Here is a 21157-nt window from a genome sequence, read left to right on the forward strand (position 1 = left end):
CCTCGGCTGGAAAACACCCGCGCAAGCCCTCGAACAAATACTGGAAGAATCAGCAGCATAAAGGACGCGTTGCAACCACCACTTGAATCCGCCCCCAACGCCCGGTCACCAACAGAGCCCATTCCCCCAACGCCCGGTCACCAACAGAGCCCATTCCAGCCAAAGGTGGACGGTCGTTTGGAAAAACGCGCCCAAAGGTGGACGGGCGTTTGTGAAAACGCGCCCAAAGGTGGCCGGGCGTTTGGAAAAACGCGCCCAAAGGTGGCCGGGCGTTTGGAAAAACGCGCCCAAAGGTGGACGGGCGTTTGGAAAAATGCGCCCAAAGGTGGCCGGGCGTTTCCTCAATCCGCGGGAACGAACTCCCCGTGGCCTTCTTCCACAAGGCCGGCACGGAGCTTGGCCGCATTGGCGTCGAGCCGGGCAGGGTCCGGGTTGTGTTCCACGGTTCCGAAGTCGAAATCGGCCAAGGACGTTGCCGGGAACACGTGCACGTGGAAGTGCTCCACTTCGAATCCCACAACGGACAGGCCCGCCCGGGGTGCGCCGAAAGCCTTCACCTGGGCTTGTCCGATCCGCTGCGCAACGGCCATGACTTTGTTGAGGAGCTCAGGGGCGACGTCGGTCCAGCGATCCACCTCCTGGCGTGGCACCACAAGCGTGTGGCCGTCAGTGAGCGGAGCGATGGTCAGGAAAGCCACCACGTCGTTGTCCTTCCAGACAAAACGTCCGGGAATCTCGCCATTGATGATCTTGGTGAACAGGGTGCTCATACGTCTGCCTTTTCCGAAGCGGGCTGAAGGGTCTTGGTATCGAGGACGAAACGGTATTTGACGTCGCCGGCAACCATGCGGTCGTAGGCTTCATTGAGTTGCCTTGCAGTGACCACTTCGACGTCGCTGACTACGCCGTGTTCGGCGCAGAAGTCCAGCATTTCCTGGGTCTCGGCAATGCCGCCGATCAACGATCCTGCGTAGGAGAGCCTGCGCCGGATCAGCGCACCGGGGCTGACCGGCGGCATATCGGCCGGAGGGAGCCCCAACTGGAAGAGGGCACCGTTCAGCCGCAAGGTACGAAAGTAAGGGTTCAAGTCATGCGGCGCCGCCACCGTATCGATGATGACGTCGATGGAGCGGTTGGCGGCTTCCATGGCTTCGGGATCCTTCGAGAGGATCACGTCGTCGGCGCCAAGTTCTATGGCCGCCTCGAACTTGGCGTCCGAGGTTGTGAAGACCACTACGCGCGCGCCCATGGCCTTCGCGATCTTGACCGCCATGTGGCCCAGTCCGCCGAGCCCGACGACGCCCACCACGTCCCCCTCCTCGACGTCGAAGTAGCGCAGCGGCGAGTAGGTAGTGATGCCCGCGCACAGCAATGGCGCCGCCGCGGCCGGGTCAAGGCCCTCGGGCACGCGCAGCACAAAGCGGCGGTCAACCACCACTGAGGTGGAGTAACCGCCTTGGGTGATGGAGTTGGAGTTCCGGGGATCCCTCGCCCCGTAGGTGCCAACGTTTCCGCGTTCGCAGTACTGCTCCAGTCCTTCGAGGCAGCTATCGCACTCGCGGCAGGAATCCACCAAGCAGCCGACGCCCACCAGGTCTCCCGGCGCGAAGTCGTCGACGGCGGACCCCACGCTGCGGACCCGGCCGACGATTTCGTGGCCTGGGACGAGCGGATAGTTCTGGACTCCCCATTCGCCCCGCGTCGCGTGGACATCTGAGTGGCAGAGGCCGCAGAAATCGATCTCGATCTCGACGTCGTCTTCCTTGGGAACGCGGCGGGCCACGGTCAGCGGGACTAGGCCGCTGACCGCCGAAGTGGCGCCATACGCAGCCGCGAGTGGCGGCGCTCCCTGCGCAGCCGCGTGGGTTGACGGCGCGGTCGCGGGCGTTGACAGCGCGGCATCCGCTGTCTCGTCACTCACGACGAGCGGCTTGCCAAGGGGCGGAGGAACGGGGCGTCCGGGAGTCATGCCTCGACGCTACCCCCGCGAGCTGATCATTTGCCACTCTGCCGGCACTTCCCCGGCTGCACTGCAGCCAAGACTCACTGGCAAGACTCACTGGTCTGGGGAGCCGAGGGGCGCTTCTCCGGCGACGACGGGGTTGGAATCGAGCGAGGACCACTGTGAAAAGGAGCCCGGGAAGAGGGCTGCCCTGAATCCGGCGATTTCGAGGGCAGCGATCTCGTGGGCCGCCGTCACCCCGGAGCCGCAGTAGACGGCAACCTTGCTGTCCTCGTTGATGCCCAGGGCGGCAAATCTATCGCGAAGCCGGGATGCATGGAGGAACGTCCCGTCGGGTGCGAGGTTTCCGGTTGTGGGGGCGCTCAGCGCCCCGGGAATGTGTCCCGCCCGGGGATCGATGGGTTCGAATTCGCCGCGATAGCGCTCCCCGGCCCGTGCATCGAGAAGTATTCCATGGCCGTGCCAGTCGGCCGCCTCGTCCATGCTGATCGCATCCATGTGGCCGTGCCCAAGCACCACGTCGCCCGGGACCGGCGGTTGCTCGTCCTGCGCCAGCGGATATCCGGCCGCGCGCCAGGCGGCCAATCCGCCGTCGAGGAGGAAGACGGAATGGAAACCGGCGTCCCGGAGCAGCCACCACAACCGCGCCGCGGCGGTGCTGCCGCTGTCGTCGTACGCAACCACAGTGTCGCCGTCGTTGATTCCCCAGCCACGGGCGGACCTCTGCAGCGCAGCCGTGGAGGGCAACGGGTGCCTGCCCTGGCCCTCGGCCGTGGGGTCAGCGAGTTCGTTGTGCAGGTCCACGTAGACTGCGCCAGGAATGTGGGCTTGGCGGAAATGCGAATGACCGTGCGGATCGCCCAGCACCCAACGGACGTCGAGCAATACAGTCCGCTTGCCCGCATCCATGCGGTCCTTCAGCGCGGTGACGTTCATGATCGTGGCCATCAAATCTCCTTCGTTTTGCCGGGACTACCAAACGACGTCGAAGCTGCCGCCGTGCAGTTGCCAACCGGCTACCAGCCTATCCTTGGGCGGTGTCCGCCGCCGGTAGGCTGGATCGGTGAGCAATCTACGCAACCAGGACCGGGCATGGGCCAGCGAGGCAATCCGACGCATCGAAGCCGAGAACAACCGCTCGGCGGACACGCACCTCTACGCTGTGCCGCTCCCCGAACACTGGGGCGTCCAGCTTTATCTCAAGGACGAGTCCACGCACCGCTCGGGCAGCCTCAAGCATCGCTTGGCCCGGTCGCTCTTCCTCTATGGCCTGGTCAACGGCTGGATCACGGAAGGGACCACCATAGTCGAGGCTTCCAGCGGCAGCACCGCGGTGTCCGAGGCATACTTCGCCAGGCTGATCGGGCTTCCGTTCATCGCCGTGATGACCCGGACCACCAGCCCTGAAAAGATCGCGCTCATCGAAGAGTTCGGGGGCGCCTGCCTCCTGGTGGACCACGCCTCGGAGGTCTATGCAATGGCAGAGGACGTTGCCCGGACGTCCGGCGGCTACTACATGGACCAATTCACTTTCGCTGAACGCGCCACCGACTGGCGGGGCAACAACAACATCGCTGAATCCATCTTCGAGCAGCTCGCCCTCGAGGAGCATCCGGTGCCCGAGTGGATCGTGGTGGGCGCCGGCACCGGCGGAACCAGTGCGACCATCGGCCGGTACCTGCGGTACCACTGCCACCCGACCCGGCTGGCCGTGGTCGATCCCGAAAATTCCGCGTTCTATCCCGGCTGGCGCGACGGCGTCCCTGACTATTCAACGGGCATGCCGTCCAGGATCGAAGGCATTGGACGGCCGCGCATGGAGCCCAGCTTCGTCCCGGCCGTCATCGACACCATGATCCAGGTTCCCGATGCCGCCTCGGTGGCCGCCATGCGGCACCTCCGCCGGCTGGCAGGGCTGCACGCCGGGCCCTCCACGGGAACCAACCTTTGGGGTGTTTGCCAACTGGTCGCCGAGATGGTGGCCCAGGGGAAACGCGGCAGCATCGTGTCACTCATGTGCGACGCCGGCGACCGATACGCGGGGAGCTACTACAACCCGGACTGGATCGCCGAGCGTGGCTTGGATCCGGCCCCGTACGAGGCCGTGCTGGCTGACTTCTTCGAGACAGGCACATGGCCGGGCAGCGTTTAGGCGGCACGGAGACGGCGCAGCGGTTTAGGCAGCGCAGCGGTTTAAACGGCGCAGCGGTTTAGACAGCGCTGCGGTTTAGACGGCGCAGCGAACCGGCTAGACCTCCACCGATTCCCGCGGCGACAACCTCGCATAGCTGGTACCGTACTTCGCGCCGATCCGCGTCACGTGGCCTTCCACCAATCCGCGTCCGAGCTCGTTGAGCAGCCCATCGTGGACCGGGTAGGCCTTGGGAGCACGGACCGCGATCACGAAGTCAACCACTTCGCCCACCTTTGACCAAGGCGCGTGAATCGGCACCAACAGGGTTTGTACGGCAATGCCGTCAGGGACAACGAACGAGTCCCCGGGGTGGAAGACGTTTTCGTCCACGAGATAGCCGATGTTGGCCACGACCGGGATCTGCGGGTGGATGAGGGCGTGCTGCCCTCCGAAGGAACGGATCTCGAAGCCCCCGGCTTGAAAGGACGTGCCGGGTTCGACGGCGTGGATCCGCTCGCCGTCGTCGCCCGCTTTCGCAGCCAGCTCGGAGGCGACCCCCGAGGGCGCGTGCACCTGCAGTCCGGGGTTTTCCTTGAGGGCCCCGACGACGGCGTCGGCGTCCACATGGTCCGCGTGCTCATGGGTGATCAGCACCGCGTGGGCGCCTGCGAGGGCTTCCTCGGACTCGGAAAAAGTCCCCGGGTCGATCACCAGGATCTGGCTATCCTTTTGCAGTCGGACACAAGAATGGGTGAACTTGGTGAGCTTCATCCAGCCAGCCTAGGACGAGCCTTGAACGGTGTCCACGAGCCGATGTCCGGGCGCGGTCGGCTGGTAACCTTGGTATTTGCGATCATCCTTATCGAAATGAGTCCACGAATGTCACAGGGCGCCAATGCCGCCACGTCCGGGCCCGCGGCCCAGTCGCTTCCGGCTGCGAAGGATCCCGCCGTCAAGGAGCAGCGCGTCACGAAACAGCGGCTGGCCGTTAGCGCCGCCCTGGACCAACTGGACGATTTCGTGAGCACCCAGGAACTCTACCGATTGCTCCAGAACCAGGGCGTCTCGGTGTCCTTGGCCACGGCTTACCGCATTCTGCAGTCGCTTGCCGACGAGGGCCTTATCGATGTGCTTCGAAATGCCGATGGCGAAGCCGTCTACCGCCGCTGCGCTGTCACGGGCCACCACCACCATCTGCTGTGCCGCAATTGCGGCAAGGCCGTTGAGGTGGAGGCTCCGGCCGTTGAGACATGGGCGGCCCGGGTGGCTGCTGAAAACGGCTACACCGAAGTGGCGCACACGGTGGAGATTTTCGGTCTCTGCCCGGAGTGCGCTGCAAAGAAGGCCGCGGGCCGGCTCTAGCCTGCTACGGTCTGGTCTTCCACCGCTTGGCCCATGGCAGCGTGTGGACGGACTATCCGGCCGTTGATCCCCCGTTTGGCGCGTGCGCTGCCGATGATCCGGCACACCACATAGATCAGGAACGACAACGTGGTGACATACGGGCTGATGGGAATCCTGCTGCCAAGCGCCAGCAGGATTCCGCCCACAGTGGCAGTGATCGCGAAGAGCACGCTCAACAAGACCACGAGGCGCGGCGAAGTGGTCACCCGCAGGGCTGCAGCCGCGGGCGTGATGAGCAAGGCCAGCACCAGAAGCGCGCCGACTATCTGGATGGACAGGGCAACGCTGACGCCGAGCAGCACCATGAAGGCAATCGCCAAGCCACGGACGGGCACTCCCCTGGCTTCCGCCATTTCGGGGTCCACGCTGGCGAAGCTGAGCGGGCGCCATATTGCGGCCAGTGCGAGCATGACCACCACGGCCGTGCCCGCCAGGACCTGGAGCTGGACGGTGTCCACCGAAACGATCTGGCCGGTCAGAAGCCCGAACTTGTTGGCCGCGCGGCCTTGGTAGAGGGCCAGGAACAGGATGCCGAGGCCTAGCCCGAACGGCATGATGACGCCGATGATCGAATTCTTGTCCCGCGCGCGGACGCCCATGAGTCCCAGAAGAAGCGCAGCCGCAACGGATCCAGCGAGCGAACCGAAAATGATGTCCGCCCCGATGAGCAGGGCGAAGGAGGCGCCCGCGAAGGACAACTCGGAAATCCCGTGCACCGCGAAAGCAAGGTCCCGCTTCATGACAAAGGTGCCTATGAGGCCGCCGAGCAGGCCGAGGACGGCACCTGCCCAGATGGAATTCTGGACCAATGCGAGCAGCTCGCCATAGTTTTCGAAATTGAAGATGGTGTGCAGGATACTGCCGAGATCCATTTAGTGGCCTTCTTCTACACCGGCGTGGGCGTCGTCGTGGTAATGGGTTGTGGCGTCCGGAAGCCCGACGACCACGATCCTGCCGTTCGCGCGAATGACCTCGACGCGGCTGTTGTACAGCTCGGAGAGGACCTCGGTGGTCATGACTTCCTCCGGGGTTCCCACCCGGAACCTGCCGCCGGCGAGGTAGAGGACGCGGTCTACGTAGTCAATGACCGGGTTGATCTCGTGGGTCACGAACACCACGGCGCTGTTCCGTTCGTGGCATTGCTGGTTGATGAGGGAACTGACGGCCTGCTGGTGGTTCAGGTCCAACGACAGCAGTGGTTCGTCGCAAAGCAGCAGTTCAGGCTCCGTGGCAAGGGCTTGCGCTACACGGAGCCGCTGTTGCTCACCGCCGGACAATTGGCCAACCGGCACACGCGCGTAATCGCTCGCCCCGACGAGGTCCAGGAGGGTGTCGACGCGCTCGTTGACGGCGTTGGCCTTGATCCGCAGGCCCCAGCGGTGGCCGTCGATGCCAAGGGCAACCAAATCCCTGGCACGCAAGGGGGTATCCGGAGCAAAGGATTTCTGCTGCGGTATGTAGCCGATCTTCCGGCTGCCACGTTCCACGGGGTGTCCGGCCACGGTCGCCGTTCCCGAGTGGAGTTGCTGCAAACCCAGGAGGACTTTGAGGAAGCTGGTCTTGCCGCTGCCGTTGGGGCCGAGCACAGCGAAGAACTCGCCCGCCTGGATGTCCACGTCGAGGTCCTTCCAGAGTGCACGTTGGCCGAACTGGAGGCCCGCTCCGCGAAGGCTCACTACCGGTGTCAAAAAGTTTCCTCGATCCATGGGGGTTCGCAAAGCTATGTTGCTGGCGGCCTGCCCTTGGATGAACGGAGAGGGCCCCGCGGCCGCCCTGTCCATCTTAGGACGGCTGCGGAGTCCGCCTGGTCCGTCTTGCCTGTGGGCCGTTACTTTTTCAGCGCGGCAGCAACGTTGCCCACGTTGTCCGTCATCCAGCCGACGTAGTCCTTGCCTTCGGGAAGTGTCTCGGTAAAACCGATCACCGGAACACCGGCAGCGGTCGCCTCGGCCTTCAGCTTTTCCGTCTCGGCGCTGGCCGTCTGCTCGTTGTACGCCAGGAAGCGAACGGACTTCGAGGTAATCAGATCGCTTGTTTCCTTGACTGCAGCGGGCGGAACGTCAGAGCCGACCTCAATGGCGCGGCTGAATTCTTCGGGCGTCTTGTTCTCCAGGCCGGCGGCTTCAAGCAAATAGCCCGGGACGGGCTCGGTGATGGCCACCGGAGCGGAACCTTTGGAAGCCTTGATCCCGGCGACTTTGGCGCTGAGCCCGGTCAGGGAGGACTTGAACTTGCCGGCATTGGCCGTGAAGGTGTTGGCGTCGGCAGGGTCCAGGCTGCCGAGCTTCGCGGCAACGGCATCGGCCACTTTCGCCATCGCGTCGAAGTTGTACCAGACGTGCTCATTGAACCCTTCCGGCACCGCCGCGGGAGATGATCCGGTGCTCGCCGCGGGAAGGAGCCCGGAAACGTTGACGGCAGTGATGGTCTTGTCCGCCGCGATCTTGCCATCATCGGCCAGCTTGGCGAAAAAGTCGTCGTACCCGGCACCATTGTCGATCACCAGTTGGGCCTTGGAGACGGCCAGCTTGTCCTGGGTGCTTGCCTCGTAGGAGTGCGGATCCTGGCTCGTCTTGCTGATGATGGAGGTGACGGACACCTTCCCGCCTCCGACGGTCTTGGCGATGTCGCCATACACGCTGGTGGAGGCGACAACGTCGATCACCCCGGAGGAGGACGACGACGGCGCACTCGCGCCGGGTGCCGCGCATGCGGCAAGCAGGACGGCAACTGCCGCGCAGGCGGAAGGCACTACGGCAAACGAAAAACGGGCGGCGTTACGACGCACGGGGAACCTCGGATCTACTCACATGAGAATCAGGCACGATAGTTGGCCCTCTGAGTGTATCCGTAAATGGGAATGATTCCTATTTAGGATTCCGGCTGGCTCTTGCCGGCCCCTTGGGTGCCGGCAAGAGACTACGCCGTCTCCGGTTCGCCCAACCGCCGGATTCCCCGGGCCTGGGTGGCGTCCCGGATCTCGCCCACAAGCTGCTCGATGACGTCTTCCAGGAACAACACACCCAGCGTCGCGCCGCTTGTCCCCACAACCCGGCCGAGGTGCGAGCCAGTCCGCTGCATGACGGCCATGGCCTCTTCAATCTCATCCTCGGGCGCAAGGTTCACGAGGGACCGGACCCGGCTTTCCGCAATAGGATAGATGCGTCCTTCCTCGGGGATGGACAGCACGTCCTTGATATGCAGGTAACCGGTCAGCTCGCCGTCGTCGTCCAGCACAGGGAAACGGGAGAAACCGGTGCGGCTGACCGCTTTCTCGAGTTGCCGCGGCGTCGAACCCGGCTTGAGGGATACAACTTTGTCCAGCGGCACCATGATGTGCGCCACGGTGTGCTCGGAAAACTCCAGAGCGCCGCTCAGCAGGCCGGCGTCGTCGTCCACCAGTCCGTGGCGGGTCGATTCCTGAACGATCGACTGCACCTCTTCGAGGGTGAAGGAGGAGGTCACCTCATCTTTGGGTACAACCTTCATCAGGCGCAGGATGCGGTTAGCCAGCCAATTCAACGTCCAGATAACGGGTTTCACGAACCAGGCGACGTGTACCAAGGGCGGCGCCAGCAGCAAGGCAGCCTTGTCCGCGACGGAAACAGAGATGTTCTTGGGGACCATCTCACCGAAGGTCACATGCAAGAACGTCACCGCCAGCAAGGCAACCGCGAAGGCGATAACGTCTGCCAATTCGATGGGGACCCCCACGGACCCCAGCGGCGCTCCCAGCAAATGGTGGATGGCGGGCTCGGCCACGAGGAGAATCAGCAGGGAACACACAGTGATGCCCAACTGGGCACACGCCAGCATCAGCGAGACGTGTTCCATCGCATAAAGGGTGGTCTGCGCGCGCTTGGAACCGCGTTGGGCCAAGGGTTCAATCTGGCTGCGGCGGGCGGACATCACGGCAAACTCGGCGCCGACAAAGAAGGCGTTGCCGATCAACAGCACCACGAGCCACAGGATTCCGGCCCAGTCGCTCATGCCGCACGTCCTTTGTGACCGGTTTTGGCCACAGGGTTGCCAACGGCTTCCCCTGCCGAGCCGCCAGAGCCCTTACCCAGCCGCTTGCTGGCCTGCTTCCTGCTCTGCCATCCGCTGGCATCGCTTTCCGCGGTGCCTTCATCGTCATCGTCGGTCTCGGGCGGCGTCGGGTGAAAGCAAATGCGGTCGATCCGGCGGCCGTCCATTCGGGTGACGGCCAGGGTGCCGCCCCCGGCCTCGACCACGTCGCCAACCATCGCGATCCGTCCAAGCTGGCTCATCACGTAACCGCCCACGGTTTCGTAGGCGGGGTCGTCGGGAACCGCCAGGCCCGGGACCTGTTCGCTGACCTCGTCGGGACGCAACAGTCCAGGGAAGTACCAGTCCCCCGAGGCGCTTTGCAGCAACCCGGGGCGGACCTTGTCGTGTTCATCCGCCACTTCGCCGACGATTTCCTCCACGAGGTCCTCGAGGGTCGCGATCCCTGCGGTTCCGCCGTACTCATCAAGCACGACGGCGAGTTGCAGGTTGCCCTCGCGGAGTTCCAAAAGAAGGGCGTCAAGGTGAATGGTCTCGGGGACGCGCAGGACCTCGGACATGATGGCTCCGGCTTCCAGCCGGCTCCTGCGTTCCGGCGGGACGGACACGGCTTTCTTGATATGCACAACGCCGCGGATGTCGTCGGCCGATTCGCCGATGACCGGGAAACGCGAATATCCCGTGCGCCGGGCTGCTTCGATGATGTCCGATACCGGCTGATCCGCGTCGATCGTTTCCATGCGGATGCGCGGAGTCATGACGTCTGCCGCCGTCCGCGCCGAGAAGTTCAGGGTCCGGGCAACAAAGTTGGCTGTCCCGGCGTCAAGGGTTCCGAGCTCTGCCGAACGGCGAACCAGGGACGCCAGTTCGGATGGCGAGCGGGCGCCCGAGATTTCTTCCTTGGCCTCCAACCCCACGAGGTTGAGCACTTTGTTCGAAAAACCGTTGAGCACCACGATTGCGGGCTTGAACACGGCCGTGAACATCAGTTGCGGGCGCGCCAGCGCCCGGCCGAGCGGAAATGCCAAGGCCAACGCCAAGTTCTTGGGAACGAGTTCGCCGATCAGCATCGACAAGCCGGTGGCGAAGGTCATGGCCAGGATGAGGGACACTGACTGCGCCGCAGCTTCAGGCAGCCCTGCCGAGAGCAACGGCCCGTGCAAAAGGGAGCCGACGGATGGCTCCATGACGAAGCCCGTCAGCAAGGTAGTGAGGGTGATCCCCAATTGGCAGCTTGAGAGCTGGGTGGAGAGGGATTTCAGGCACCTGAGCAACGCCGCGGCGGCGTGGTCGCCGCCGTCGACCGCTCTTTGGACTGTCGCCTGGTCGAGTGCCACGAGCGAAAACTCGACGGCCACAAAGAAGCCAGTCCCCAAAATCAGGAGCACGCCGGCGAGGAGGAAAAGCCACTCCATCAGAGGCCGCCGGATTGCGCGAACGGCTTGAGAAGGGCGCCAGCAAGAATAAGGGCTGGTTGACCCGGCGGGGGTTGGTCGGACGCAGCGGATGAATGGTCCGCCGACCGGCCGGCCTGGAGCTCCGGGGTGCGATGGGCATGTGTACGGGCATTGCCGGCTCGGCGGGTGCGCTGCACGGAGATAGCCAAACGGCTTCCCCCGCAACTCCCAGGCCGGCACCTAGAATTACTGTCCATAAGAATCCAAGTCTACAGTCCGGCCGCGGCGCGGCTTCACGCGGCTTCACAGGCGTCGGCCGGGGCCTTGCGAGCCGCCAAACGACTGGAAAATCCCGCTCAAAAAGAGCCCCCTCCAGGCACGGAACCCAAGGCTTACGGCGATTGGCATGATTTAGGTCACCACTATTGGCAGATAGCCGCCGCTCGTCACTAGACTGGCTAGGGTCTGAGTTCGCGGGACCCAGACCCTGGCTCGCCTTTGCACCCCCTGCATTTCTCCGGGCCAGCTGGAAATCAACACTCACGGAAGAGGCGTATTTCAAGTGCCAGAGCAGCCCAGCCACCGTCTACCCGAGGAATTTGGCGGAAACGAGTGGCTCGTTGACGAACTGTACGAGCGGTACCAGCAGGACAGGAATTCGGTCGACGCCAAGTGGTGGCCGCTTTTCGAGTCCTTCGATACCGCTGACGGCACTTCTTCCAACGGAACCTCCGCAGCCCCTGCAAACCCTCCCACTCGCGAACTTCCTGTCGTGGCACAGGCCGCCGCACCGGCAACGACGCCGGTCGCGCCCGCAGCTGCCCCGGCAGCTGCTCCTGCCGCACCCGCTCCGGCTCCGGCTGCTCCCGCAGCACCGGTCAAGAAGGCCCCGGCCACTGTCGCCAAGGACGGCGCGCAGAAGCCATCCGACGGCAGCCAGTCCCAGCCGATCCCGGCTCAGCTTCCCAAGAGCACCAAGGCTCCCACTCCCCCGGAAGAGGACGTCGTCTCCATCCTTCGGGGTCCCGCCAAGGCCATTGCTTCCAACATGGTCACGAGCCTTGCGGTTCCCACCGCAACGAGCGTCAGGGCCGTTCCTGCCAAACTCCTGATCGACAACCGCGTTGTCATCAATTCCAACCTCGCCCGCGCCCGCGGCGGCAAGGTCTCCTTCACCCACCTCATCGGCTACGCAGTGGTTCGTGCCCTGTCCCAGTTCCCGTCGATGAACGTGTACTACGACGAAGTAGACGGCAAGCCCGTTGCCGTGCAGCCCGCACACGTCAACTTCGGCATCGCCATCGACATGCCGAAGCCGGACGGCACCCGCCTCCTGATGGTTCCCAACATCAAGAAGGCTGAGACCATGAACTTCGCGGAGTTCTGGCACACCTACGAAGACCTCATCAAGCGCGCGCGCAACGGAAAGCTGACGGCGGACGACCACGCGGGCACCACTGTTTCCCTGACAAACCCGGGCGGCATCGGTACCGTGCACTCCGTACCCCGGCTCTCCAAGGGCCAGGCCGCCATCATCGGCGTCGGAGCCCTCGACTACCCGGCTGAATGGCAGGGCGCCAGCGAGAAGATCATCGCCCAGAACGCCATCAGCAAGATCCTCACGCTGACGTCCACCTACGACCACCGCGTCATCCAAGGCGCCGGAAGCGGCGAGTTCCTCAAGCTCGTCCACCAGCTCCTCCTTGGTGCCCAGAACTTCTACGACGAGATCTTCGAAGCGCTGCGCATTCCTTACGAGCCCGTCCGTTGGAGCCCCGACCTCCAGGTGGACCCGGCCGACGAGATCAACAAGGTTGCCCGCATCCAGCAGCTGATCCACTCCTACCGGGTCCGTGGCCACCTCATGGCGGACACCAACCCCCTGGAGTACGTCCAGCGCAAGCACCCGGACCTAGACGTTCTGACGTATGGCCTCACCCTGTGGGACCTGGACCGCGAATGGCCCACCGGCGGCTTCGGCGGCAAGTCGATGCTCAAGTTCCGCGACATCCTCGGCGTTCTCCGCGACGCTTACTGCCGCACCACGGGCATTGAGTACATGCACATCCAGGAGCCCGAGGAACGCAAGTGGTTCCAGGACCAGGTGGAGCACCCGTACTCCAAGCCCAGCCGCGAAGAGCAGCTGCGCATCGTTTCCAAGCTCAACGCGGCAGAGGCCTTCGAGACCTTCCTGCAGACCAAGTTCGTGGGCCAGAAGCGCTTCTCCCTCGAAGGCGGCGAATCCCTGATCCCGCTGCTGGACACCATCATTTCGGACGCCGCCGACGACGGACTCGACGAAGTCGCGATCGGCATGGCCCACCGCGGCCGCCTCAACGTGCTCACCAACATCGCGGGCAAGACCTACGCCCAGGTGTTCCGCGAATTCGAAGGCACCCAGGACCCCCGCTCCGTGCAAGGCTCGGGCGACGTCAAGTACCACCTCGGCACCGAGGGCACCTTCCGTTCGGACAGCGGCAATGAGACCAAGGTCTACCTCGCCGCCAACCCGTCCCACCTTGAAGCGGTGGACTCGGTCCTGGAAGGCATCGTCCGGGCCAAGCAGGACCGGCTGGACCAGGGCGAGGCGTTCCCCGTGTTGCCCATCATGGTTCATGGCGACGCCGCCTTTGCCGGCCAGGGCGTTGTGGCGGAAACGCTCAACTTGTCCCAGCTGCGCGGTTACCGTACCGGTGGAACCATCCACATCATCGTGAACAACCAGGTCGGATTCACCACGGCACCGTCTTCGTCGCGTTCCTCGACGTACTCCACCGACGTCGCCAAGATGATCCAGGCCCCCATCTTCCATGTGAACGGTGACGATCCCGAGGCTGTAGTACGCATCGCGCAGCTGGCCTACGAGTTCCGCCAGCGCTTCCACAAGGACGTCATCGTGGACATGGTGTGCTACCGCCGCCGTGGACACAACGAAGGCGACGACCCTTCGATGACGCAGCCGCTCATGTACAACCTCATCGAAGCCAAGCGCTCCGTCCGCAAGCTCTACACGGAATCCCTCATCGGCCGCGGCGACATCACCGAGGACGAAGCCGAACAGTTGCTGCGCGACTACCAGGAACGCCTCGAGCGCGTCTTTGCGGAGACCCACGCCGCGCAGACTTCGCCCATCCCGATCATCACGGCGGACTCCGCCGCGGTTTCGGACATCGAGCGTCCCATTGCCCAGCAGTCAGACTTCGGCACCAACGCGCCGGCCACCACCGCCATTTCCGCGGAAATGCTCCAGAGGATCGGCCAGGCGCACCTCGATATTCCGGAGGGCTTCACGGTCCACTCCAAGCTCAAGCAACTCCTTGAGAAGCGTGAGCAGATGTCCCGCGAAGGCGGCATCGACTGGGGCTTCGGCGAGATCGCGGCCTTTGGTTCGCTCGTCATGGAGGGCGTACCCGTCCGACTCGCCGGCCAGGACTCGCGCCGCGGCACGTTCGTGCAGCGCCACGCCGTCTTCCACGACCGCGCCAACGGCCGCGAATGGATGCCGCTGGGCAACCTGAGCGAAAAGCAGGCCAAGCTGTGGATCTACGACTCCTTGTTGTCGGAATACGCAGCCATGGGCTTCGAATACGGCTACTCCGTGGAACGCCCGGACGCCTTGGTGCTGTGGGAAGCCCAGTTCGGTGACTTCGTCAACGGTGCACAGACCATCATTGACGAATTCATCTCCTCGGCGGAACAGAAGTGGGGCCAGCGCTCCTCGCTCGTACTCATGCTGCCGCACGGCTACGAGGGCCAAGGACCGGACCACTCGTCCGCACGCATCGAGCGCTTCCTGCAGCTTTGCGCCGAGGACAACATGATTGTGGCGAACCCCACCACGGCTGCCTCGCACTTCCACTTGCTGCGCCGGCAGGCCTACAGCCGTCCCCGCAAGCCGCTCATCATCTTCACCCCGAAGCAGCTTTTGCGCCTCAAGGGCGCGGCTTCTGCGGTGGAGGACTTCACCACGGGCGGCTTCAACCCGGTCATTGGCGAACACGAGCCGCTTCAGGCCCAGAACGTCGATCGCGTGATCTTGGTTTCCGGCCGTCTCTACTACGATCTGCTGTCGTACCGCCAGAAGTCCGGCGACACCTCGACCGCGATCATCCGCCTGGAACAGCTGTACCCGTTGCCCCAGGCCCAGATTGAGGCGGAACTGGCCAAGTACCCGAACGCCGACATCGTCTGGGCACAGGACGAGCCCGCCAACCAGGGTCCGTGGCCGTTCATCGGCTTGAATCTGCCGCAGGCACTGGACCGCAAGGTCCGGCTCGTTTCGCGTCCGGCATCGGCCTCCACCGCAGCCGGTTCCATGAAGCGCCACAGCGCCGAACAGGCTACGTTGCTCAAGCAGGTATTCGAACGCAAGTAAGACGGCGGCTGCCCGGCTGGAGGTTCAATACCCGCTTCCAGCCGGGCAGTTCTGTTTAATGGAACAAGTGCCCGGCGATCAAGCCGCCCGGCCGGGCACCGTGCAAGGACCGCAACGTTTGGTGAAGAGGTAACCGTGGAAGACAGGAAGCTGCGCATCGCAGCTGTTGGTGATGAACTACTCGCCGGGCTCGGTGATCCCAGGGCCTTGGGCTGGCTCGGAAGGGTTCTCGCGCGGACTCCCCAGGACGCCCTCCTTGTGGAGAGCTACTCTCTTCCCTGCCCCATGGAGGGCACGGAAGGCCTTGCGGGTCGCTGGCTCGACGAAGCCGGCAGGCGCTTCAGCAACGTCCACGAAAACCGACTCGTGATCGGGCTGTCCGGCCGTGATATCGAATTCGGTGTCTCCACAGCGCGCAGCCGCCTCAACCTGGCCAACATCCTGGACGGGGCATCCCAGAGCAACATCGAAGTATTCGTCGTCGGTCCGCCACCCACGCTGGACCCGGCCAAGAACCGCCGGATCGCGGAACTCAATGCCGCATTCGCAGACGTCACCACGCGACGCAACCACCATTACGTCGACACCTTCTCGCCGCTGCTCAACCACGAGCAATGGCGCACGGACCTCGCCGCCAATGGCGGCACCCCGGGCCAGGCGGGCTATGGGCTCATGGCCTGGCTCGTATTGCACCGCGGCTGGTTCCAGTGGCTGCGGATCGCCCAGCCGGAATAGCACAGCCTGGTTTTCCAAGGCCCCCTTTGCAGGACCCATTGCCACGACGCAATTCACGATATATCGTGACTTCCATACGCGATATATCGCATCCTCTGGAGGGGTCATGTCAGAAGAAAACTGGACCGTTACCGGCCCGCAGACCATCGACGTCGACGGCGTCCGCTCGCTCAAGCTGGGAATCGTCAAGGGCCGCTTCGACGTCGTGACGCACGATGAGGCCACCACCAGGATCGAAGTCTCGGAAATCGGCGGCGATCCGCTGGCTGTCAGCCTCGTTGACGGCCGCCTCGAAGTCCGCCACCAGCTGCACGGCCCGCAGGGTTGGTTCCGCAACCTGATGGGGACGGTCAACAACACCAGCCCCAATACCGTCGTCATCAGCATTGCGCTGCCTGCCGGCGTCGACGTCGAAGCAGGAACCGTGGGCGGTGACGGCATGGTGTCCGGCGTTACCGCCCATATCCGCCTCAGCACAGTCTCCGGTTCCGTCCTCGCGGACCGCACGCGGGGCGAGCTTCACGTCAACACCGTCAGCGGCGAGGTCATCGCCCGTAACCACGACGGCGTCATGACCGCCAAGAGCGTCTCAGGGGAAGTCACGGCTTCTGGCCGCTTCAAGAACATCCGGGCCAATACTGTCAGCGGCGACCTCAGCTTCGACCTCCACGGCTACACCCAGGACTTCGGAGCCAATTCAGTTTCAGGCGACCTCACCATCCGCCTCCCGCGTGACGTTGGCGTGGACATCGTGGCCAAAACGGCCAGTGGCACCGTGATGATCGATGACCAGCTTTACGCACAGTCAGGCGGCAGGGTCCAGACCATCGTCGGTCCCGACGAGCGGCTCATGGTGGCGCGCACAAATTCCGTTTCCGGAAAAACATCCATCATCCATGGCAGTGCGCCGACCCCCGGCACAACCCACTCAGTCCCCGGAGAAGAGGAAATCTGATGCCGCCCGTCTTTGCCCACGGTGCCCTCCGGCTCTATTTGCTGGCACTCCTGGAATCGGGCCCCAAGCACGGCTACGAGCTCATCAAGGCCCTCGGCGAACGCTTCGGCGGGACCTACTCGCCCAGTGCCGGAACCATCTACCCGCGCCTTGGCAAACTCGAGGAAGAAGGACTGGTTGCGACCAGCAGCGGCGGGCGCCGCACCAACTACTCCATCACTGCGGCGGGGCTCGCGGAACTGAACAGCCGGCGGCAGGAACTGGCCGACGTCGAGGAGAACATCTCCGCTTCCGTGCGGCGCTTGGCCGATGGCCTCCGGGAGGACATCCGCAGCAACATGCGCGGCTTGCGGGCAGACCTGGCCGCAACCGCCGAAGCCGCGCGCGCCAATGCGAAATCCCCGGAATTCCAGTCCTGGGCCGGAAGCTACTCTCCGGAGGGGCACCGCATCCTGAAGGAAGCCGAGATGATGGTCCAGTCCTTCCGCGATGACATCCGCGTGGAGCTGCGACAGTACGCCGGCTCCAAGTCCCTGACTCCGATCGCCCTTGAAACCGTCCGTACGGTCTTGGACCAGGCCAGGATCTCCATCCGGAATTCCCTGCGCGAGTAAGTCTGAAAATCCCGGCGGGCGCGGCTCTGCTCTTGCCTTAGGGCCCTGGCGGCACGGTTCGCGGGGCGGCCCCCGGATGTGGGAGACTGGAGGGCAGCTTTATTGAGTATCAAGAATCTAAGGAGGCCAGCTATGAGCAAGCGTGCACGTAAGCGTCGTGACCGTAAGCGCGGCGGCGCAAACCACGGCAAGCGTCCCAACACCTAAGCCAGCGGCTTAGCGTAAGACTTAATGCGGAGGGCCCCGGAAACCATATGGTTTCCGGGGCCCTTGCCGTTCAGACTCTCAGTCTTTTCAGGCTCTTAGACGTCCACGGAATTCATTGCGTGGATCCTGTCCAGGATCGAGTTCTTGAGATTCTCAGGAGCCGCTTCCGTACAGGAGCGCTTGACCACGGTGCGAATGACGCACTCAAGGTCGTATTGCGCGGTGCACTCGGGGCAGTCTTCCAGGTGCACTTTGATCTCTGCGATGTCTTCGCGGGTCAACGCCCCATCGAGGTACTCGTAGATACGCTGCATCCGAGCATCGTCGCAGTCGCCCAATCCTTGGCAGCTCATTTCCTTTTCTCCTGTTTTTTGCTTGTGGGCGCGCCCACGGCCTTTTCTTCCGCGCCGGCGCTGATTCCCCGTTCCGCGGCGTAGTCCGCCAGCAGATCACGCAACATTTTCCTGCCGCGGTGAAGCCGGGACATGACCGTCCCGATCGGGGTATTCATGATGTCTGATATTTCCTTGTATGCGAAGCCCTCGACGTCCGCGAAGTACACCGCCAGCCGGAATTCCTCCGGAATGGACTGCAGGGCGCTCTTCACGTCCGAGTCCGGCAAATGATCCAGAGCCTCCGCCTCCGCAGAGCGCAGCCCCGCGGACGTGTGGGATTCCGCCCGTGCCAGCTGCCAGTCTTCGATGGTGTCCGAATTCGACTGCAACGGTTCGCGCTGCCGCTTCCGGTAGAGGTTGATGTACGTGTTGGTCAGGATGCGGTACAGCCACGCTTTGAGGTTGGTACCCGGCTTGTACTGGTGGAAGGCCGAGAACGCCTTGGTGTAGGCCTCCTGCACCAGGTCCTCGGCGTCGGACGGATTCCTGGCCATGCGCATGGCAGCCGAATACAGCTGGTCGACATACTGCATGGCGTCGCGTTCGAAACGCGCGCGCCGTTGTTCGGGGGTCTCGTTTGCGAAGTCCACTGCAATCTCGACGTCGGCCTCGGCAGAAGCGTCGCCATCGGACTTTGCGTCCGTGACGTCGGTCGCTGCTTTGTACATGGCCGCTGCGGCCGGATCCATGGTGCTCATCGCATCCAAGTCTACTGTCACCATCCGCGAGTCCTTTGGCAGCTCCCGCCCAAGCGCCGAGTGTCCTTCGCGGTCCTTAACCAAGGCCAAAAAACCATCTCCACTCACATGCCGTGAACCAGCGCGGCACAACACACACGCCACACACACGCCACAATCCAAGGTCCGGCCCGTACCGCACCTTCTTCTGACAACGGCAAGCTCCGGGCAAATATTCCGCAAAGATGCAAGACTAGATCCGACTGCACCACCTGAACACCGCACCACTTGAACGCAACACCACTCGAACACCGTGGCAAGCCATCCAGGAGGCAAAAAGATGTCCCTCGTCCGTTTTCTCGCTAGGCCAATGTTGGGTTCCAGCTTCGTCATCCCAGGGCTGGACAAGCTCAAGAACGCGGATGACACGGCCAAGCAGCTCTCTCCGCTGCTCCGCCGCGCTTCCGAGTCCCTGCCTTTCCCGGCGGACGAGAAGATGCTGGCGCGAGTCATCGGCGGCACGCAGGTGGGAGCAGGCGCATTGCTCGCCCTTGGCAAATGTTCCCGCTTCTCGGCCACGCTGCTTGCCGGGATCTCGGTCCTGAACACCTTTGTTGAGTGGCGTTCTGCCGACATCAGCTCGAAGGAAGGCCGGCTCGCGCGTCGCGCCCAGTTGCTCAAGAACATTTCCCTGACGGGCGGAGTCCTGCTTGCCGCCGTCGACACCGCGGGCAAACCGAGCCTCGCTTGGCGCGCCGAACATCTCGCCATCGACGCCAAGAAGGCCACGAGCAAACAGTTCAAGAAGACAGACCGGGCCGTGCGCAAGGCCGTAGACAACGCAGTTGGAGCATAAGGAAGCATGCCAGGAACCCCCGCGACGCAGACCGACGATTCAGGGAGCACCACGGCCTCCGCACTCCCCCTGTGGCCGGCGCCCTTCGCCAGCCACCCTGTGGATGCCACGGTCACGGTTCCTGGTTCGAAGTCGCTGACCAACCGCTATCTGGTCCTGGCGGCATTGGCCAATGGCCCAAGCAGGTTGCGGGCACCCTTGCATTCGCGTGATTCCGCACTGATGGTGGAGGCCCTTCGCGGTCTTGGTGCCACCATCACCGAGGTCCCCGGCGATGGACACTACGGCCCGGATCTTGAAGTCACCCCTATCGATCCGGCGGCTGCCGCATCAGGGACAGCCATCGATTGTGGCCTGGCCGGCACGGTCATGCGCTTTGTTCCGCCGCTCGCGGCCCTCCGCAACGGTGCCTCGGTGTTCGACGGCGATCCGCACGCGCGCCAACGTCCCATGGGCACCATCATCGAGGCCCTCCGGACACTCGGAGTGGAAGTCAGCGCAGTGGACGGGGGAACGGCGAGCTCGCTGCCGTTCAAGGTGTCCGGCACAGGCTCCGTCCGCGGCGGCCACCTGGTGATTGATGCGAGCGCTTCGTCGCAGTTCGTCTCCGCCCTCCTGCTGGTCGGCGCCCGGTTCGTGGAGGGCCTCCACCTGGAGCACGTCGGCAAGCCCGTGCCGAGCCTGGACCACATCAACATGACCGTCTCGGTCCTGCGCGGCGTCGGAGTGCATGTGGATGACTCCGTGCCGAACCATTGGCGCGTGGCCCCCGGCACCATCCAGGCCTTCGACGAGAGGATCGAACAGGATCTCTCGAACGCGGGCCCCTTCCTCGCCGCGGCGCTTGCTACGAAAGGAACTGTCCGGATCCCCAACTGGCCGGCCAACACCACGCAAGTCGGTGACCTCTGGCGGGACATTCTTGCCACCATGGGTGCCACTGTCACGCTGGAGAACGGCACACTGACAGTCACTGGCGGTCCGGAGATCCTGGGCGCCGACTTCGACGAAACCAGCGAACTCGCCCCTACCGTAGCGGCATTGTGCGCCCTGGCCAGCGGCCCTTCCCGGCTCAGCGGCATCGCACATTTGCGTGGACACGAAACGGACAGGCTGGCAGCGCTCGTGGCCGAAATCAACCGGCTGGGCGGCGACGCCGAGGAAACCAGCGACGGCCTGGTGATCCGCCCGGCAACGCTGCACGCCGGCGTCGTGCATAGCTACGCCGACCACCGCATGGCTACCGCTGGTGCCATCCTTGGGCTCGCCGTCGAGGGTGTCCAGGTCGAAGACATCGCGACGACCTCCAAGACAATGCCCGAATTTCCGCAAATCTGGGCATCGATGCTCGGTGCCGGCACGGCGGGCGCGGACTCCGGCACTCCAGCAACCGGTTCTATGGAGACAAGCAACTGA

General features: G+C 63.9%; 20 protein-coding genes. 9 read left to right on the forward strand and 11 right to left on the reverse strand.

The window, feature by feature from the left end:
* Positions 1-341: 341 nt before the first annotated feature.
* The 3 genes from J2S96_RS07140 to J2S96_RS07150 all read right to left on the reverse strand — a co-directional run bounded on the left by J2S96_RS07140 (position 342) and on the right by J2S96_RS07150 (position 2911).
* Positions 342-770 (reverse strand): HIT family protein, encoded by a 429-nt coding sequence (locus J2S96_RS07140; RefSeq protein WP_306861324.1) that lies wholly within the window; start codon positions 768-770, stop codon positions 342-344.
* The gene (locus tag J2S96_RS07145; protein ID WP_306861326.1) at positions 767-1969 is read right to left on the reverse strand and encodes an NAD(P)-dependent alcohol dehydrogenase; all 1203 of its coding nucleotides are present in this window, start codon (positions 1967-1969) and stop codon (positions 767-769) included. The genes J2S96_RS07140 and J2S96_RS07145 overlap by 4 nt, the downstream gene beginning before the upstream one ends.
* 87 nt (positions 1970-2056) lie before the next feature.
* Positions 2057-2911: a sulfurtransferase gene (locus J2S96_RS07150; RefSeq protein WP_306861328.1), complete on the reverse strand. Its 855-nt coding sequence runs from the start codon at positions 2909-2911 to the stop codon at positions 2057-2059.
* A 115-nt stretch (positions 2912-3026) separates the two neighbouring features.
* Here J2S96_RS07150 and J2S96_RS07155 point away from each other — a divergent pair, with 115 nt between their 5' ends.
* On the forward strand, positions 3027-4115 hold the full coding sequence (locus J2S96_RS07155; protein ID WP_306861330.1) for a PLP-dependent cysteine synthase family protein: 1089 nt from the start codon (positions 3027-3029) through the stop codon (positions 4113-4115).
* A 96-nt stretch (positions 4116-4211) separates the two neighbouring features.
* Here the strand turns inward: J2S96_RS07155 and J2S96_RS07160 are convergent, their stop codons facing one another.
* On the reverse strand, positions 4212-4868 hold the full coding sequence (locus J2S96_RS07160) for an MBL fold metallo-hydrolase (RefSeq protein ID WP_306861332.1): 657 nt from the start codon (positions 4866-4868) through the stop codon (positions 4212-4214).
* 108 nt (positions 4869-4976) lie between these two features.
* On the opposite strand from J2S96_RS07160, the gene J2S96_RS07165 reads away from it, so the two are divergent.
* Entirely contained in the window at positions 4977-5459 is a 483-nt protein-coding gene (locus J2S96_RS07165; protein ID WP_306861752.1) for a Fur family transcriptional regulator, read from the forward strand.
* Here the strand turns inward: J2S96_RS07165 and J2S96_RS07170 are convergent.
* From J2S96_RS07170 to J2S96_RS07190, 5 genes are all read right to left on the reverse strand, one after another.
* Positions 5456-6373 carry a metal ABC transporter permease gene (locus J2S96_RS07170; protein WP_306861334.1) on the reverse strand — a complete coding sequence of 306 codons (918 nt, stop codon included), beginning with the start codon at positions 6371-6373 and terminating at the stop codon, positions 5456-5458. The two genes, J2S96_RS07165 and J2S96_RS07170, sit on opposite strands and share 4 nt — an antisense overlap.
* Complete coding sequence (locus J2S96_RS07175; RefSeq protein WP_370873035.1) at positions 6374-7207, reverse strand: metal ABC transporter ATP-binding protein; 834 nt, start codon at positions 7205-7207, stop codon at positions 6374-6376.
* A gap of 122 nt (positions 7208-7329) precedes the next feature.
* Positions 7330-8253, reverse strand: coding sequence for a metal ABC transporter solute-binding protein, Zn/Mn family (locus J2S96_RS07180; protein WP_306861338.1), 924 nt, complete (start codon positions 8251-8253; stop codon positions 7330-7332).
* Positions 8254-8420: 167 nt separating this feature from the next.
* Positions 8421-9491, reverse strand: coding sequence for a hemolysin family protein (locus J2S96_RS07185; protein ID WP_306861340.1), 1071 nt, complete (start codon positions 9489-9491; stop codon positions 8421-8423).
* Positions 9488-10945 carry a hemolysin family protein gene (locus tag J2S96_RS07190; RefSeq protein ID WP_306861342.1) on the reverse strand — a complete coding sequence of 486 codons (1458 nt, stop codon included), beginning with the start codon at positions 10943-10945 and terminating at the stop codon, positions 9488-9490. Before J2S96_RS07190 ends, J2S96_RS07185 begins: the two co-directional genes overlap by 4 nt.
* Before the next feature lie 544 nt (positions 10946-11489).
* Between J2S96_RS07190 and J2S96_RS07195 the strand changes: the two genes are divergently transcribed.
* The 5 genes from J2S96_RS07195 (at position 11490) to J2S96_RS20170 (ending at position 17813) form a co-directional block, all read left to right on the forward strand.
* Positions 11490-15302: a multifunctional oxoglutarate decarboxylase/oxoglutarate dehydrogenase thiamine pyrophosphate-binding subunit/dihydrolipoyllysine-residue succinyltransferase subunit gene (locus J2S96_RS07195; protein ID WP_306861344.1), complete on the forward strand. Its 3813-nt coding sequence runs from the start codon at positions 11490-11492 to the stop codon at positions 15300-15302.
* A gap of 135 nt (positions 15303-15437) precedes the next feature.
* Positions 15438-16037, forward strand: a complete 600-nt coding sequence (locus tag J2S96_RS07200) for a GDSL-type esterase/lipase family protein (RefSeq protein ID WP_306861346.1) — start codon at positions 15438-15440, stop codon at positions 16035-16037.
* Between the two features lie 106 nt (positions 16038-16143).
* On the forward strand, positions 16144-16992 hold the full coding sequence (locus J2S96_RS07205) for a DUF4097 family beta strand repeat-containing protein (RefSeq protein ID WP_306861348.1): 849 nt from the start codon (positions 16144-16146) through the stop codon (positions 16990-16992).
* Positions 16992-17606 (forward strand): PadR family transcriptional regulator, encoded by a 615-nt coding sequence (locus J2S96_RS07210; protein WP_306861350.1) that lies wholly within the window; start codon positions 16992-16994, stop codon positions 17604-17606. Before J2S96_RS07205 ends, J2S96_RS07210 begins: the two co-directional genes overlap by 1 nt.
* 132 nt (positions 17607-17738) lie before the next feature.
* Positions 17739-17813: a 50S ribosomal protein bL37 gene (locus J2S96_RS20170; RefSeq protein ID WP_369299106.1), complete on the forward strand. Its 75-nt coding sequence runs from the start codon at positions 17739-17741 to the stop codon at positions 17811-17813.
* A gap of 95 nt (positions 17814-17908) precedes the next feature.
* On the opposite strand, the gene rsrA is transcribed toward J2S96_RS20170, so the two are convergent.
* Both rsrA and J2S96_RS07220 read right to left on the reverse strand, forming a co-directional pair.
* The gene (gene rsrA, locus J2S96_RS07215) at positions 17909-18166 is read right to left on the reverse strand and encodes a mycothiol system anti-sigma-R factor (RefSeq protein ID WP_306861353.1); all 258 of its coding nucleotides are present in this window, start codon (positions 18164-18166) and stop codon (positions 17909-17911) included.
* Positions 18163-18996 (reverse strand): sigma-70 family RNA polymerase sigma factor, encoded by an 834-nt coding sequence (locus J2S96_RS07220; protein WP_370873036.1) that lies wholly within the window; start codon positions 18994-18996, stop codon positions 18163-18165. Before J2S96_RS07220 ends, rsrA begins: the two co-directional genes overlap by 4 nt.
* A 229-nt stretch (positions 18997-19225) precedes the next feature.
* Here J2S96_RS07220 and J2S96_RS07225 point away from each other — a divergent pair, with 229 nt between their 5' ends.
* Both J2S96_RS07225 and aroA read left to right on the forward strand, forming a co-directional pair.
* Positions 19226-19741: a DoxX family protein gene (locus J2S96_RS07225; protein ID WP_306861357.1), complete on the forward strand. Its 516-nt coding sequence runs from the start codon at positions 19226-19228 to the stop codon at positions 19739-19741.
* Between the two features lie 6 nt (positions 19742-19747).
* The gene (aroA, locus tag J2S96_RS07230; RefSeq protein ID WP_306861359.1) at positions 19748-21157 is read left to right on the forward strand and encodes a 3-phosphoshikimate 1-carboxyvinyltransferase; all 1410 of its coding nucleotides are present in this window, start codon (positions 19748-19750) and stop codon (positions 21155-21157) included.

This window comes from Arthrobacter bambusae, assembly GCF_030812595.1.
GTDB lineage: Bacteria > Actinomycetota > Actinomycetes > Actinomycetales > Micrococcaceae > Arthrobacter > Arthrobacter bambusae_B.